Origin of the sequence: Bradyrhizobium sp. CIAT3101 (assembly GCF_029714945.1) — a bacterium.
GTDB lineage: Bacteria > Pseudomonadota > Alphaproteobacteria > Rhizobiales > Xanthobacteraceae > Bradyrhizobium.
In genome coordinates, this window is record NZ_CP121634.1 from 8,252,949 (window position 1) to 8,268,892 (window position 15,944).

Sequence of the window (15,944 nt, forward strand, 5' to 3'; positions counted from 1 at the left end):
TTTTTGCAGCGCCCTTGCCTACAGCCCCGTTCAAACACAACACGCATCACGGGGCCTATTGATGTCACTGAACCTACATGACGCGGACACCGCATCCGCACCCATCATCCACTTCCGTCCACAGTCACTTGCGGGTGCTTCCAGCGAGCCGGCCATGCAGATCATCCGCCGCAACGGCAAGGTGACCCCGTTTGACTCTGCCAAGATTGCGGTGGCCATGACCAAGGCCTTTCTGGCCGTCGAAGGCACCACGGCAACCGCCTCGCGCCGCGTGCATGAGAGCGTTGAGCAATTGACCGCCGAGGTCGTCACCGCGCTGATGCGGCGCGCCAGCGAAGGACGCACCTTCCACATCGAGGATGTTCAGGATCGGGTCGAACTCGCCTTGATGCGTAGTGAGAACCACAAGGTCGCACGCGCCTATGTGTTGTATCGCGAAGAGCGCACGCGTCAGCGAGCCCAGGAGGCAGCCGCGCAGCCGACGCCCGCCAGCGATTCGACCCTTCACGTCACGTTGGCGGATGGTTCGCGTGTCGGGCTGGATACCAGTCGCCTCGCGCTGATCATCGGCGAAGCCTGCGCCGGCCTCGATGGCGTCGCTGTGAAGCCGGTGCTGGCAGAGACCACCCGCAATCTCTACGACGGCATCAGCCAGGACGAGCTAGCGCAGGCTTTGATCATGGCAGCACGCACGCTGGTCGAGCACGAGCCAAACTATGCTTACGTCAGCGCCCGTTTGCTGCTCGACAAGCTCCGCGGCGAGGTACTCTCGCGCGTTCATGGCGTTGCGACGTCGGCCTCGCAAGCGGACATGGCGACGCGCTATGCTGAATACTTTCCGACCTATGTGAAAGTCGGGATCGCCGCCGAGCTGCTCGATCCCGAACTCGCCCGCTTCGATCTCCACAGCATAGCGGCGGCGCTGAAGCCGGAACGCGACCTGAACTTCCAGTTCCTCGGACTTCAGACGCTTTACGACCGCTACTTCCTGCATCAGCACGGCAAACGGATCGAACTGCCGCAGGCTTTCTTCATGCGGGTTGCGATGGGGCTGGCGCTGCGCGAGATCGATCGCGAGGCAAAGGCGATCGAGTTCTACGATCTATTGTCATCTTTCGACTTTATGGCCTCGACACCCACCCTGTTCAATTCTGGCACGCTGCATCCGCAGTTGTCGTCCTGCTTTCTCACCACCGTCGCCGATAATCTCGACGGCATTTTCAAATCGATCAAGGACAATGCGTTGCTCGCCAAATATTCGGGTGGCCTCGGCAATGACTGGACGCCAGTTCGCGGCTTAGGCGCTCACATCAAGGGCACCAATGGCGAGAGCCAGGGCATCATCCCGTTCCTCAAAGTTGCCAACGACACCGCGATCGCCGTCAACCAGGGTGGAAAGCGCAAGGGCGCGGTCTGCGCTTACCTTGAAACCTGGCACCTCGACATCGAGGAATTCCTCGATCTTCGCAAGAACACAGGCGACGACCGCCGCCGCACCCACGACATGAACACCGCGAACTGGGTGCCGGACCTGTTCATGCAGCGCGTCGATGCCGACGGCGAGTGGACGCTGTTCTCGCCGGACGAGACGCCAGACTTGCATGATCTCTACGGCGAGACATTCAGGACGGCCTACGAGGCCTATGAAGCGAGAGCGAAGGCCGGCGGCATGCGCCTCTTTAAAACAGTGCGCGCCACCGACCTTTGGCGTCGCATGTTGACCATGTTGTTCGAAACCGGCCATCCCTGGATTACCTTCAAAGACCCCTGCAACCTGCGCTCGCCACAGCGCCACATGGGCGTGATCCATTCCTCGAATCTTTGCACCGAGATCACGCTAAACACTTCGGCCGATGAGGTCGCCGTTTGCAATCTCGGCTCCGTCAATCTGCTTAGTCATGTCGGCGCCGACGGGGTCGACCATGCCAAGCTGAAGCGGACGGTTAGGACCGCTGTGCGGATGCTCGACAACGTCATCGACATTAACTTATACACCATCCCGGAGGCGCGTCGGTCCAACATGCGCCACCGCCCGGTAGGTCTCGGCCTGATGGGCTTCCAGGAGGCGCTTCAGCTCCAGCGCATCCCGATCGCGTCGGATAAGGCGGTCACGTTTGCGGATATCAGCATGGAGGCGATCTCCTTCCACGCCATCGAGGCGTCGTCAGATCTCGCAACCGAACGCGGACGCTATCCGAGCTTCGCGGGCTCGCTCTGGTCGAAAGGTATTTTGCCGCTCGACTCTATCCAACTTCTTAAGGATGCCCGCGGCGGACTCGATGTCGACCGCTCCTCGACCCTGGACTGGGATCGCCTGCGCAAGAAGGTCGTCGCTGGCGGCATGCGCAACTCCAATGTCATGGCGATCGCGCCAACGGCAACGATCTCCAACATCTGCGGCGTGTCGCAGTCGATCGAGCCAAACTATCAAAACCTCTTCGTCAAATCGAACATGTCGGGGGACTTCACGGTCGTGAACGGGCTCTTGGTCCGCGATCTCAAGGCTCGCGGTCTGTGGGATGAGGTGATGATCTCCGACCTAAAATATTTCGACGGCAGCGTCGGCCAGATCGATCGGGTGCCCGATGATCTCAAGCATCTCTATGCGACAGCCTTCGAGGTCGACAGTTCCTGGCTGATTGAAGCGGGTGCGCGACGGCAAAAATGGATCGACCAGTCGCAGTCGCTCAACCTCTACATCGCCAATCCATCTGGCAAGACACTAGACGCACTTTACCGCTTGGCCTGGCGCCGTGGATTGAAGACCACGTATTATCTGCGATCTCACAGTGCCACCCATGTCGAGAAATCGACCCTGAAGGGCACTGATGGCAAGCTCAACGCCGTGTCCGCCTCAGCCGCGATTTCATACGCGCCGGTTGTCGTCCCCGCTATTGCGGCGCCGGACTTGGACGGCATGAACCCCTGCCATATCAACGATCCCGAATGCGACGCCTGCCAGTAAGGAGATGACGATGCTCGATTGGTCCAATGCCGAAACGATCGTTGCGGCGCCTCCCGCCGTCCCAAGCCTCACCACCACCCTACCTCCAAAGACCCGGCTCACGCTTGAGGCGGCCGATCCAACTGGCCTCGGTGCGATCGATCGTGCTGGCGGCCGCGTGTCGGTCGATGAGAAGCAGATGATCAACTGCCGCGCCGACGTCAACCAGCTCCTGCCGCTGAAGTACAAATGGGCTTGGGAGAAGTATCTCTCTGCTTGCAACAATCACTGGATGCCGACCGAAGTCTCGATGCAGTCTGATATCGCTTTGTGGAAGTCGCGCAACGGGCTGACGGAGGACGAGCGGCACGCGATAAAGCGCAATCTCGGCTTCTTCGCCGCTTCGGAATCGCTTGTCGCCAACAACATCGTGATGGCGATCTATCGCCACCTCACCAACCCCGAGTGCCGGCAGTACCTCTTGCGGCAGGCGTTCGAGGAGGCAGTCCACACCCATACCTTCCAGTACATCGTCGAAAGCCTTGGGCTGGATGAGGGTGAGCTGTTCAACATGTACCGCGAGGTGCCCTCGATCACCGACAAGGCGGCTTGGGCGCTCAAACACACGCAGCACCTCGCCAATCCGTCGTTCGAGACCGGCACGCCGGACGATGGCCGCGCCTTCCTGCGCGATCTCGTTGCCTTCTACGTCGTTTTCGAAGGCATGTGGTTCTACACCGGATTTGCTCAGATCCTATCGCTCGGCCGCCGCAACAAGATGGTCGGCATCGCCGAACAGTATCAGTACATCCTGCGCGATGAGAGCATTCACCTGAATTTCGGTCTCGATGTCATCAACCAGATCAAGATCGAGAACCCGCACCTGTGGACACCCGCCTTACAGGATGAGGTTCGCGGCATGCTTCGTGACGCAACCGGGCTCGAAGCCGCTTACGGCCGCGATACCATGCCGCGGGGGTTCCTCGGCCTGAACGCGGCTCTGTGCGAGCAGTACATGCACTTCATCGCGAACCGGCGCTGCGCGCAGATCGGACTTTCGCCTGTATTCGCCGAGGTCGAGAACCCGTTCCCCTGGATGTCGGAGACGATGGACCTGAAGAAGGAGAAAAACTTCTTCGAAACCCGCGTCATCGAATATCAGAACGGAGGCGCACTGACTTGGGAATAACCTGAGGCAGAGCGATCGCCAGAAGACCTCGCAACACTTTGCGAGGTCGTTCGGCCCTTGATGCGCGCCATTGCCAAAGCGAAAGCTTGCAGAAGAACGTCATCCAAACGATCCCTGCTATGAGACTTCGTGACTTGTCGCTTGGCAGATATGTCTCACTCCGCCGTGCTCGTAGATACATCGGCAGCACGGCGCATGAGTGAATGCACGTCTTTCTCCCCCAGCAATCCACGATCGATAGCGATCTTGAGAAACGGTCGATGCTCATGATGCGCTGACCCCACGATTGCGGCCACCTTTGCGTAGCCGAACTGGGGTACCAGCGCTGCTGCTAGCCCAGACGACGCGAGCAGATTCTGCTGGCACCGCTCCTCATTCACAGTAAGCGAGCGCACACACCGTTCGCGCAGGATGGTCGCGGAACGTTCGAGAAGAGTGATAGAATCGATCAGGCGATCGCAAACCAGCATGCCGTAGCAATTGATTTCCAGCAGTCCCTGTTGGCAGGCCATTGCTACGGCCGCATCGTTCCCGGCGATAGCAAACGCTGCTTGGCACACCGCTATTGGAACAACTGGATTCACCTTGCCGGGGATGATCGAAGATCCAGCCTGGATCGCAGGCAACGCAACTTCTCCGACGGCGCCGACAGGGCCTGACGAAAGCACAATGAGGTCGTTGGCTATCTTCCAGAGAGAATTTGCGGAATTTCGGACTTCAGCTGACAACCGGGCACACGCGTCTAAGTTCTGCATCCCATCGAATGGATCGGCGGCTGGTTTGATTTCATGGCCAATCAGAGCTGATAAGTGGCGGAAAATTGCCGGTTTGTAGCCGGGCCCCGCGTTTAATCCGGTACCAACCGCAGTGCCCCCGAGCGGAACGATCAAGAGTTGGCGCCGCAACTCCTGGACATGCTTAGCATGGCGTTCTATGACCGCCTGATATCCCCCGAACGTCTGACCGAACAGCATCGGAACTGCATCCTGCAAACATGTTCGGCCAAGCCGCATAGTTTGGGAATGCTCCCTCTTCTTCTCCGAGAAGGCGGCGGCCAGTTGCATCAAGGCAAGCGAAGTCCCCTCTGATACCCGAAAGATCGCAAGCTTGATGGCCGTCGGAATCACGTCATTGGTGGATTGACTGAGATTGACGTGATCATTTGGATGGACGAAGGAGTAGTCACCAGCTGGCGTTCCGGCTAGCCGCGCGGCCAGATTTGCAATCACCTCATTGAGATTCATGTTCGAGGATGTCCCACCTGAGCCTTCGAGCACGTCGACAATGAGGTGGGCATCGTACCTTCCGGCGCGGATCTCTTGGCACGCCTCAACGATGGCTTCTGCTTTCTGCGCTGAAAGCGCGCCGATCTCAAGATTGGCAAGCGCTGCGGCTTCTTTTAAAATCGCCAATGCGGGGACAAACTCAGGCAGCGCCGCAATCGTACGGCCCGTGAGTGGGAAGTTCTCCAAAGCCCGAGCAGTATTGATGCCGTAGAGTGCATCCGCAGGCAGCTCCCTCTTCCCGAGAATATCTTCCTCGATTCGCATTTGGACCATCACAGCAACCTTCTGTGTTTCTACGACCCTCGACATCCCGACGAGGCATCACCAGTAAAACATTCAACCGAATGACCGATGTCGCTAATTTGTAAGCTAAACTCTAGCGCTTATGCGGCATTCTCACGCGCGCCGGCTGCGATGTTCGCCCAACCCGCTAGCATGACGGACGACGAGGGCTTCCAAGCTCCGCATTCGCCGGCCCTCTATTCCTCGGCTTAGAAGAATACCGACGTGGATACCAAGACGTTCAACGCATGCCCTGTTTTGGGTGTGTATGTGATGCTTGTCGGGTTGTTGATGTATGTCAGTCCCACGCTTGAATATATCCCGGGCGCCAGATGCGCGGTGTATGTTCCCGAAATAGCCGTACTGTCGCGATGGACAAGATGGCCCTTACCCTTGGCAGCATCCACTGCAACGTTACTCCACGTAGTGTTGGTGGCAACAAGGGCAATCTGATCGTGTGGACGGCTGTCCAACAAGCCCTTGGCATAAAGACGGAGCTCGTAATATTGGCTCACTCTGTTTAAGTCCGGCGGCGCGTACATCGCAGAGAATCCTGCATAGATGCCACGAACTGCCGAACCCTGGAGATCGGACTGCCAGAGTTGCCTGTCGGCTGCAACGTAGTAGATGCTATTCGCGTTTGCTCTCGGTAGAGTCGGATGCTGCAAGTCGGTGAAGCTGCTATTGTTGAAACCGGCGCCTACGCGCAACCAAGTCTCGGGCAAGCCTGGAGCAGCTTTGTTCTTGTAGCCCGCTTCGTCGAGGAAAAGAACGCCCGAGTTAGCCGTGCTCCACTCTAAGCCGGTCGGATTTTCAGCAATGTGTGCAAATTGACCGTCTGGACTTAGTGAGCGCTGTATTGACGTCCTATTGTAGAAGCGTTCATCAAAATTGTACTTCAGATTGAGAGCTGGTGTAGGCGCAGCATTATTGCTCATGCCTGCCTGGTACAGAATGTTGGACGAAGCCCCAAAAACGTTTACTGCTGCGTTCCCTCCGACCACGGTACCTGCGAACTCATTTATGTTTCTGAGATAGCCCATTTTGAGTTCGAGCTTCCCCTCAAATAGCGTCTGATAATAGGCAATCGTATTGATCCCCGCTCTATCTGGCCCCCCGGGCTTCCAGGTCCAATACTGCTGCTGGGCTCCTACGATGATCTGACCATCGGGAATCCCAAATCGACTGAGATCGTACGTTACGATCATGAAGTTTAGGGTATTAAATGTGGGGTTCTGACCAGCATATAGCTGATCGCGGATGGTGCTCCTCGCCGCATTCGGCAGTTGATTGGTGACAAAGGTGTTTACTGTCCCGCCAATATAGCCGATCCCGACTTCCGCTAGCGCAGATCTAACGCCGCCGTAATCCTGATCTATCGTATCGGCCGGGCCAGGAATACCGAGCCACATACCTTTTTCGCGGAGGCCCTCGAACTTTGCAAATGGATCGACCTTTTGTTGAGTTCTGCTGTTTACAACTAGAACCGCACTGTCCTGTTTTGCTGCAAATGCATTGGCAGTTTGTGCCAGGGTCTCGTGAGTGATGAGATGGACAGGTGGTTGGGACGGGGAGCTTCGCGGGAGCGGAGCGGGGCGGTTCTTCTTCTGAATTCCTCCCTGAGTCATCTTATTGGGAGTGCCGCTTTGTGGGCCAGGCATGGTGGCAGCTTGTGCCAGCGCCGTCTCCCCAAGGGGGGTGGCAGCGAGGGACAGTGCGACAGCAACCCATCTTTGTGCGCCGGCGGATGACGAGACAGCAGATCCGTTACGCCTGCTGGCGTCGTCAGATCCATATTGCATCCCGACTTCCTTAACGTATGAGGCCGCACTTCGCCGTCCACGATTGCCATGTGTCCTACATCTGCATCAATTGCTAAGGTTGGTAGGTGACACGAGCCGCGGCGCATTGCTCCTCGATTTGCGCCCTCGCCCCATGGGAAGCGATCAAATAGCGCTCGTTTCTCTGACTCCCGTGCCTCGCAGAGATGCGAGGACGGCGTCAGGACAGGGATTCATCGATATACTAGACGACGCCCAAAGCGTTCTTTACTTCCTCGCCGAGACGATTGGAACGGATCGTATGCTGGAATAGGTTAGCGTCATAGCGAGTCTCTTGAAAGCGGAAGGCCGCGAAGTTGAACAGAACGAGCCTGCGAATTAGAAGTTCATGGCTGCAGCTGGGCAACAATTGAGACTATTGCGGATGGGAAATCAGGTTGGCGCGCAAAACACTTTTTGTCGTAAGTCGCGCGCTCCTATCGAGTGGCGGTTCGAACCCCCACATCATCGGAGAGGAACGTAAGACGAGCGCCGGGAATAGGCTCCGCCGCCACGCAGCTGCTGAACTCGATGTGGCGCCCTAGGGATGGATGCTGCTCGGTCTTAATCCGAGTACTCGCAGCACAACATCATGTCTGCTGGGGGGGCAAAGCCCGAGCAATCTTGCGAACCCGCTAGGCGACCTCGGCGGCCGGTTCCTTGGGCGTCTTTACGCGTGTTACGCTGCTTTTTCCATCGATGCCGACGGGTACTTCGCCGGCAACGGTTGCGCGACGAACGACGCGATGCTGGTCGCCGTAGTCGTTCACCGCATAATGTTGCGTGGCGCGATTGTCCCACATTGCTACATCGCCTTCCTTCCAGCGCCAGCGCACTGTGTTTTCGAGCGCCGTGATATGAGACTGAAATAGATCAAATAATTTCTGGCCGTCGTATTTCGGAACACCAACGAAATTTTGCACCAGAGCGCCAAGCACTAGCGCGCGCTCGCCGGTCTCGGGATGCACGCGCACGACAGGATGCTCAGTCTGATAGATCGTTCTAGTGAAGATTTCGTCCAAATGCTTTTTGTCGAGCTCGCTGACGCGGGCCAATATTGCGTAGTCGAAGGCGTTGCTGTGAACGGCCCAAAGCTTGTCTGCAAGACGCTGCAGCGGCGGTGCTAGGTCAAGATATGCCGTCACGGTGTTTGACCAGACCGTATCGCCACCGAATGGTGGAATCACTAGGCTTCGTAGTACCGCAATTTTGGGGTAGGCATCGACGAAGGTTCCGTCGGTGTGCCACAAGTCGGCGCGGCTACCGGCGCGGGCGGAATCAAGCTCGATGATTGACGCCGTACCTTTGATCGCACCGAGCGTCGGATGAGGTGCCAGCTTCCCGAAGCGAAGGGCAAAGCGCTCTTGCTCGGCATCGTCGAGGTGTCCCTGGTCTCGGAAGAAGATGACCTTGTGCTCCAATAGTAACTCATTGATCGAGCCGATCGTCTGCTCCGGCAAACCGCCCGATAGCTTGACGTTGCGGATTTCTGCGCCGAGGCGCGCAGCGCATTTGACGATGTCGCCGCGAGGAACATCGCAATCCGACAAGACCGTATAAGTCATGGCTCCAAATCTCCAATTTGGCGGTTTCCGCTAAACTCGACTAGAGCTGTCGAACGCCAACTGCCGACCGCATAGCGGAATGCGTCAGATTCCTAGTGACAGCGCCGAGTTGGAGCTTGCGCTCCTGAAGCAACCTCGGACTTGTTGGTGCGACTCCGCTAAGGCTTAGTGCGGCTCTAAAGTTGACGTGGTCTATCAGTACGTTCAATTGCCAGAACTGGTAGTTGACCAATGCAAGAGCGCCTTGTCCTTTAAGCGATTGAGGTCTCGTCCGCTGCTGAAGGAACAAGAAAACTATTCGTATGGAAAAAGCGGTGGGAGGGGCGCAGAGATCGGTTCACATGGCCCTTTGAAGCTATCCGTGATGCTGCGCAAAATGCTGCAAACCGCAGTAGTGACGGCGAAGTGACAAGAGAGGGAAGTCTCTTCACTTCCTCTCGACTCGAGCCCAGAGACGAGGCGCCAGGGAGTGCTGTCCGAGATTCTGTCCCTTTGACGGTCCGTACGATTTGCGCGCACAGCGGTGGCGTTCAAGGCCAGGAGCTGCACGATACATCTAGCCAATAACAGCATAGCGGGGCCGAAAGCGGTTAGGACCATTTATAGCGCGCGATCGCACGTGACGGCGTGACGGCCACCTCTTCGTTCGGGTGGAAAGGCGCGCAGAGCTTCACATCACGATTGTTCGGTGACCTCGATGGCTCAATCGTTAGACCGTCGGGCTTGCCGATGCCGCAGCAAAGACGATCTCAGGGTTGACGTATCGCTTCTTCTGCAGATAATCGGAGGCGTCGAGGTTCTCCAGCTCTCACTCGATCTGGAGCTAAGAGGGAAGCCGGTGCGCTCTTGATCCGCTCAGGATTGAAGTAATGCCGGCGCTGCCCCCGCAACTGTAAGCGGCGAGCTCGCATCCAAACGTGTCACTGAAGCAGAAGCTTCGGGAAGGCGGGATGCAGGCGATGACCCGCGAGCCAGGAGACCTGCCCCGACAACATATTCGTCCACGGGCGGGGTGTCCGGTGGTACGCCTAGTGCGTTTCCGCCATGGCCTTTGCCCCCACACACAATGGGGTTAAAGCTATGTCTCTTCTCTCACTTCCTGTCGCAACCCTCGGCACGCCGCGTATCGGACCGCGCCGTGAGCTCAAGCTGGCGCTCGAAGCCTACTGGGCCGGTAAGATCAGCACCTCGCAGCTTCTTGAAGCAGCGGCGGGTCTTCGTGTCGCCAATTGGGCACGTCAGAAGTCGCTGGGCGTCAGTGTCATCCCATCAAATGACTTTTCGCTTTATGACCAGGTTCTCGATACGAGCGTCATGGTTGGCGCCATTCCCGAGATGTATGGCTGGGACGGCGGGCCGGTCTCGCTGCAGACCTATTTCGCCATGGCACGAGGCTCGCAAGATAAGGAACAAGGCGCGAGCCGCGGTCAAGCTCGAGCTCATGGCGCCGCTGCGCAGGAGATGACTAAGTGGTTCGATACCAACTACCACTACATGGTGCCCGAATTCCATAAGGGACAGACCTTCAGGCTCTCCTCCCGCAAACCGATCGAGGAATATGAGGAGGCGAAAGCCCTTGGCTATCAAACGCGTCCTGTCTTGGTCGGACCGGTCACCTTCCTGAAGCTCGGCAAGAGTGCCGATCCGACATTTGATCCGATTTCGCTGCTCGAGAGCCTCGTACCCGTCTATGTCGAGGTGCTCAAGGAACTGGCGAAACGTGGAGCCGAGTGGGTCCAGCTTGATGAGCCCTATCTGGTGCTTGATCTCGACGAGACGACGCGGCGTGCGGTCCAGCGTGCCTATGGACGTCTTGCTGAGGAGGTCCCTGGCATCAAAATCATGCTTACGACTTATTTCGGAGCGATCGGCGACAATCTGGCGACCGCTCTGGGACTGCCTGTGGCCGGGTTGCACGTGGATCTTGTCCGCGCTCCCCAGCAATTGAGCCAAATTGAAATCAGCGCCCGCGCGGACCTCGTGGTTTCGCTCGGCGTCATCGACGGCCGCAACGTGTGGCGCTCGAACCTCTTTGCACTGGTTGAGCGGCTCAAGCCTTTCATTGCAAAGTTCGGCAAGGATCGCGTGCAACTCGCCCCGTCTTGCTCGCTCTTGCATGTCCCAATCGACGTTCAGCTCGAGACCGATATCGATTCGGATGTGAAGAGGTGGCTTGCCTTCTCGGTGCAGAAGATCGACGAGCTCGCGGCCTTGGGGAAAGCACTCGCAGGCGACGGAAGCGCCATTGCCGCGCTTTCCGAATCAGACCGTGCAGCGAAGGCTCGCCGGGCATCACCGAAGATCCATAACAGGGTTGTCACACAGCGGGCGGCGGCGATTGACGAGGCTATGTGCCGTCGCAACAGCGCTTTTACGACCCGTGCCGAGGTTCAGCGCAAGCGTTTCGGCCTGCCGCTGTTTCCCACGACAACAATCGGCTCGTTCCCACAGACCGCGCAGGTACGCAACGCCCGCTCCGCGCGTGCCCAGGGACAGTTGACAAAGGCGGAATATGAACAATTCCTGAAAGAGGAAACGGCTCGCGCCGTCCTTTGGCAGGAGGAGATTGGGCTCGACGTTCTTGTTCACGGCGAGTTCGAGCGCAACGATATGGTCCAGTATTTCGCTGAACAGCTTTCCGGCTTCGTGTTTACAAAGCATGGCTGGGTGCAATCTTACGGCTCACGTTACGTTCGTCCGCCGATTCTGTTCGGCGATGTCTCGCGGCCGAAGCCGATGACCATCGAATGGTGGCGCTACGCGCAGTCCCTAACCAGAAAGCCGATGAAGGCCATGCTTACGGGGCCGGTGACGATCCTAAATTGGTCGTTTGTCCGTGACGATATTCCGCGGAGCGAGGCCTGCCGTCAGATCGCGCTCGCCATCCGTGATGAGGTCGCCGAACTGGAAAGAGCCGGCGCAACCATGATCCAAATCGATGAGGCCGCACTACGCGAAGGTTTGCCTCTCCGCCGCTCCGATTGGAAGTCTTATCTCGACTGGGCAGTGGAGAGCTTCCGCCTCTGTTCCTCCGGTGTTGCCGATGCGACACAGATCCATACCCACATGTGCTATTCGGAGTTCAACGCCATCATCGATGCAATTGCCGCGATGGACGCAGATGTCATCTCGATCGAAACGTCCCGTTCTAAGATGGAGCTGCTCGACGCATTCACTGCCTTCAAATACCCAAACGACATCGGCCCTGGCGTCTACGACATCCACTCGCCTCGCGTTCCCGAGGCTGCTGAGATGGCGGATCTCATCGCGCGAGCTCGCCAACGACTGTCGGATTCGCAGCTCTGGATCAATCCGGATTGCGGCCTAAAGACCCGCAAATGGACCGAAGTCCGTCCGGCGCTCGTCAACATGGTTGCGGCGGCCCGCGAAATGCGCAAGGCGTCCTGACGCGGGGGCGCTCGCGGGGTCGAACGACGAGCTGATCGAAGCAGATAAAGTCCAGATTATGTCGACGTCACAATTTGGTCAGCTGAATTCGTTCAGGCGCCAACAAGGCGATACTGTCGAACCAGCCGATCGGTGGGCAATATGCGATGGCCGGATCTTCGCCGCCGGAGGAATTCGCACCGCTTTATAGAGGGCGTTCGAACACAGGCCTGCCAATTACCCGTTCGTCATGCAGTATGCTTAGCCGGGCGGCATTGGCCCAGGAATTGCTAATTCGACCTCAAAGTTCGTTCTATCTTTCTGGAGCCGTCGCGCAGCAATGTCGCGCTGCTGAGCGGGCGTTTCTCAACGCCGACCGTGCTTCAGAGGCCGCAAGATCAGAAGGGCCTGTGGTCCTTAATCGAGCTTTCGTCGAAGGGGGGCGGGCAGCCAGGCCGGTCAGTTCGGCGTGACAGGCCGGCACCGAAAGAGGTCTCAGTGGTCCGGGGTGCCAGTCAGCAATAGCGGCGGTCGGTGCAAGAAAACCGGAGTGTATGGCGCAACAACAACGACCACAGCTAGAGGCGAGAAAGAAATAAGTCAGATGCGCAAGTTACCGATTCTGAAAAGCCTTCATCTGTTTGAGGCGGTTAGCGAGTTTTCCAGCTTCTCAAAGGCGGCTGAGCGATTAAACATAACGACCGGAGCGGTAAGTTATCAGATGCGCCTGCTTGAGGATTGGTTCGGGAGGAGACTGTTCGTTCGCCATAGCTCGGGCGTGCGGCTGACATCCGACGGCGAACAGCTGAAGCGCAGCTGTGCGAGCGCGTTCACAATGCTCGAGAAAGGATGCTACGAACTACGAAGGCGCGATGCGGCACAAACAGTCGTGGTGGGATGCTCAACCACATTTTTGTCGCACAGCCTCTTGCCGCGTATCGGTACGTTCCGTCAACTCCATTCCAACATTGATTTTGCCTTTGAGACTGATTCCAATCTCGACGCGCTGGTTGTTGGTGCGTTGGATGTATTGTTCGTTTCCGGCGTGTTGAAGCGACCGCTTCCCGTCCGTGAGGTTCACGTATCCAACGAGATGATTGGCCCTGTGTGTGCGCCCGCGACGCTCGAGGCGATCAAAAGCCCGAAAAACATCCTTTCTATTCCTCTGTTGCACGAGTCCGGCAAGTTGGATGCTTGGAACGAATGGGCCAGCGCAGCTGCAATATGCTTGCGGGGATCGCGCCACGTCGCGTTCGATACATTTTCCGTGGCTGTCGAGGCGGCAAAAAGCGGGCTTGGAGCCGCAATATGCTCGCAAATTCTGGTTAGAAGCAACCTTGAGAAGGAAGAGCTTGTGGCTCCGTTTGGCTTTGTGCCGGTCAATCGCTCAATCTACATGTTTGTCAGTGAGCACGCGCGAAATATGGCGGCTATTAAGCAGTTTCGGAGCTGGGCACTATCAGAAATATTCAGTGGGGATGATCCGGTATCGTATTTTCAAGGCGCAACTCGAGAGGTCAAGCGGGCCGGTCAAGTGAACGTCCCCGCTGCGTCACTGCCGGCGTCAGCCCGATGATGCGCCTCGCGGGCTTACAAGCCAGACGCTTCATGAATGAGGGGCCGGAAATCCGTGGCGCACAGCTAAAAGATGGAGGATTGCAAACGGGTCGTCGACATAGGCGAACCCGTTCGCGTACTTCGCGTTTTCAGGTGTAGAGCTCCCTTTCTCGAAAATGAGAACGGGCGCGGACTGATGATCCAGGCCGAGCCTCTCGATGAGTGCGGCTCGCGGCTTGGCCCAGGCAATATGACGAACGTCGAGCCTCGCAGCGCAGCTCGGAAATGCGGACAGGATCCCTTCCAGCAGCGAGCATTGCCAGCAATAGAATTGCTGTCCGGGAAATGCCGGATCTGAAAACGGTCGTTCTAAAAGGAACAGCTGATCCCATGGCATGCGTGAATCGCAGTCTATTGTTCATGAAGACACGAAACTTGAGAATGCCTTGATCTAACCACGGCGAAGGTGGCCGCGGCAAAAGCAAGAAATGCGCTCGCCGCACATATCAGCACGATCATTCCGAACGGCAGCCGATCACCCAAGAGCGAGAAAACAATGCCATTTCCCGCGACGCCGCTGTAGGTACAACATTGAAATAGCCCGGAAAGGCGAGCGGCTCGATCCGGAGCCACTGACGAAACCATGTGCGTGTGAGCGGCAGCCGCAAATATTTGACCGAGGCCCAGCATCACGCTGCTTGACGCGATCACCACAGGCAAGCCGGCATCGAGTGACATGACTGCAAGGCATGCCGCGAGCAGCACTGCGGCCCCGGCGATGGTCGGCAAGGCGCCCAACCAGTTGAAAATCGGCTTGGCGGCTAGGGACCCCAGCAAGGCCAAAACGCCATTGATCATGACGATCGTCAATAGAACGCCTTTGTCAAGAACCCCTCCAGCTGTGGCACGGATTGCGGGATAGACATTGATGATGCCCGCGCCGAGATTAAGAAGAAAGATCGCAAAGAATGCGGGATAGAGCGGTACCAAATCCAAGATGCTTTCAGAGGCTGGCGGTTCAAGGGCCGACCGAGTCCTTCTCGAGTACCGCTTGATGGCGAAGAGCATCATCAAGGATAGCCAGACCGCCGATACGTTGAGCGCCAGAACGCCTGGTAAGTGCAATTTATCGGAGAGCATGGCACCTGCAAACATTCCGAGCAGATAGGTAATCCAGTCGATATTGGCAATGTTGCGTAGAACCGAAATCATGTCGTCTTCTGATGTGATTCTACGGAAGAAAGAGACTTCTGCGGACAGATAGACGGGCTGGACCAAGCTCAGGATGGCGATTGAGGCGTAGCTCAAGAAGGAATCGATCCCCTCCGTGTAGAAGATACAGAGCAGCGCGCATATTCGAGTCGCATTGACGATCATCATGGCGGTGATCGGATCACTTCTGTCAACCACGGGGGACAAGAAGAGGCTCCCAAACATGATAGGAGCAAAAATGACAGCAACGCCAAGACCCGCGGCGCTCATACCGGATTGAAGGAGGCCGATCAGTATGCCGATTCTGAACGCCCAACTGCCGATCTGAATGACCAGATGCGACAGATAGACGAGTTGCCGTGTGCGCGCCCCACTCATTATGACCTAGCTCATCGAGCAGCCGGCGACTGGATATCGCTTGATGCAGAAGCGAAGATGACGCAGGTGATTGTGCCCCGACGTCAGTGCGATAAGCCCGCGAGAGCTTTCGTAATGAGACGACGGGTCAAAAGACATCATATCTGCCTTCCTGTGGCGTGCAGTCGCGCGGGACAAAATGCTGGCGAACTCGATCCCCCATTGCCTGGCTACATTCCCGAAATTGCAGCGCTTCTTGCGCAATAGGATCGGCCAGACATCGCCCACGAACTTTTACGCGCAGCAACCATTTTCTGTCGTATCGTGGCGCACGCTGCCTTAGTG

9 protein-coding genes and 1 riboswitch are annotated in these 15,944 nt (G+C 57.3%); of the genes, 4 read left to right on the forward strand and 5 right to left on the reverse strand.

The genetic code is table 11. From position 1 onward, the window contains the following. Positions 1-61: 61 nt before the first annotated feature. Positions 62-2,965 (forward strand): ribonucleoside-diphosphate reductase subunit alpha, encoded by a 2,904-nt coding sequence (locus tag QA645_RS38580; RefSeq protein WP_283046267.1) that lies wholly within the window; start codon positions 62-64, stop codon positions 2,963-2,965. A gap of 10 nt (positions 2,966-2,975) precedes the next feature. After that, positions 2,976-4,133: a ribonucleotide-diphosphate reductase subunit beta gene (locus QA645_RS38585; RefSeq protein ID WP_283046268.1), complete on the forward strand. Its 1,158-nt coding sequence runs from the start codon at positions 2,976-2,978 to the stop codon at positions 4,131-4,133. Between the two features lie 155 nt (positions 4,134-4,288). Here QA645_RS38585 and QA645_RS38590 read toward each other — a convergent pair whose 3' ends face one another. The 3 genes from QA645_RS38590 to QA645_RS38600 form a co-directional block, all read right to left on the reverse strand. Beyond that, positions 4,289-5,683 (reverse strand): aspartate ammonia-lyase, encoded by a 1,395-nt coding sequence (locus tag QA645_RS38590; RefSeq protein WP_283046269.1) that lies wholly within the window; start codon positions 5,681-5,683, stop codon positions 4,289-4,291. Between the two features lie 227 nt (positions 5,684-5,910). Continuing rightward, the gene (locus tag QA645_RS38595) at positions 5,911-7,503 is read right to left on the reverse strand and encodes a carbohydrate porin (protein WP_283046270.1); all 1,593 of its coding nucleotides are present in this window, start codon (positions 7,501-7,503) and stop codon (positions 5,911-5,913) included. Positions 7,504-8,156: 653 nt separating this feature from the next. Further along, complete coding sequence (locus QA645_RS38600) at positions 8,157-9,086, reverse strand: TauD/TfdA family dioxygenase (RefSeq protein WP_283046271.1); 930 nt, start codon at positions 9,084-9,086, stop codon at positions 8,157-8,159. 777 nt (positions 9,087-9,863) lie between these two features. Then, positions 9,864-10,089: riboswitch (cobalamin riboswitch) on the forward strand. 77 nt (positions 10,090-10,166) lie between these two features. Here QA645_RS38600 and metE point away from each other — a divergent pair. Together metE and QA645_RS38610 are read left to right on the forward strand one after the other, a co-directional pair. Then, positions 10,167-12,494, forward strand: coding sequence for a 5-methyltetrahydropteroyltriglutamate--homocysteine S-methyltransferase (gene metE, locus QA645_RS38605; protein WP_283046272.1), 2,328 nt, complete (start codon positions 10,167-10,169; stop codon positions 12,492-12,494). A gap of 583 nt (positions 12,495-13,077) precedes the next feature. Further along, entirely contained in the window at positions 13,078-14,049 is a 972-nt protein-coding gene (locus QA645_RS38610) for a LysR substrate-binding domain-containing protein (protein WP_283046273.1), read from the forward strand. Between the two features lie 30 nt (positions 14,050-14,079). Here QA645_RS38610 and QA645_RS38615 read toward each other — a convergent pair whose 3' ends face one another. After that, entirely contained in the window at positions 14,080-14,427 is a 348-nt protein-coding gene (locus QA645_RS38615) for a DUF3088 domain-containing protein (RefSeq protein WP_283046274.1), read from the reverse strand. 14 nt (positions 14,428-14,441) lie between these two features. Beyond that, a complete protein-coding gene (locus tag QA645_RS38620; RefSeq protein ID WP_283046275.1) occupies positions 14,442-15,620 on the reverse strand; it encodes an MFS transporter in 1,179 nt (392 codons plus the stop codon). Between the last annotated feature and the right edge of the window lie 324 nt (positions 15,621-15,944).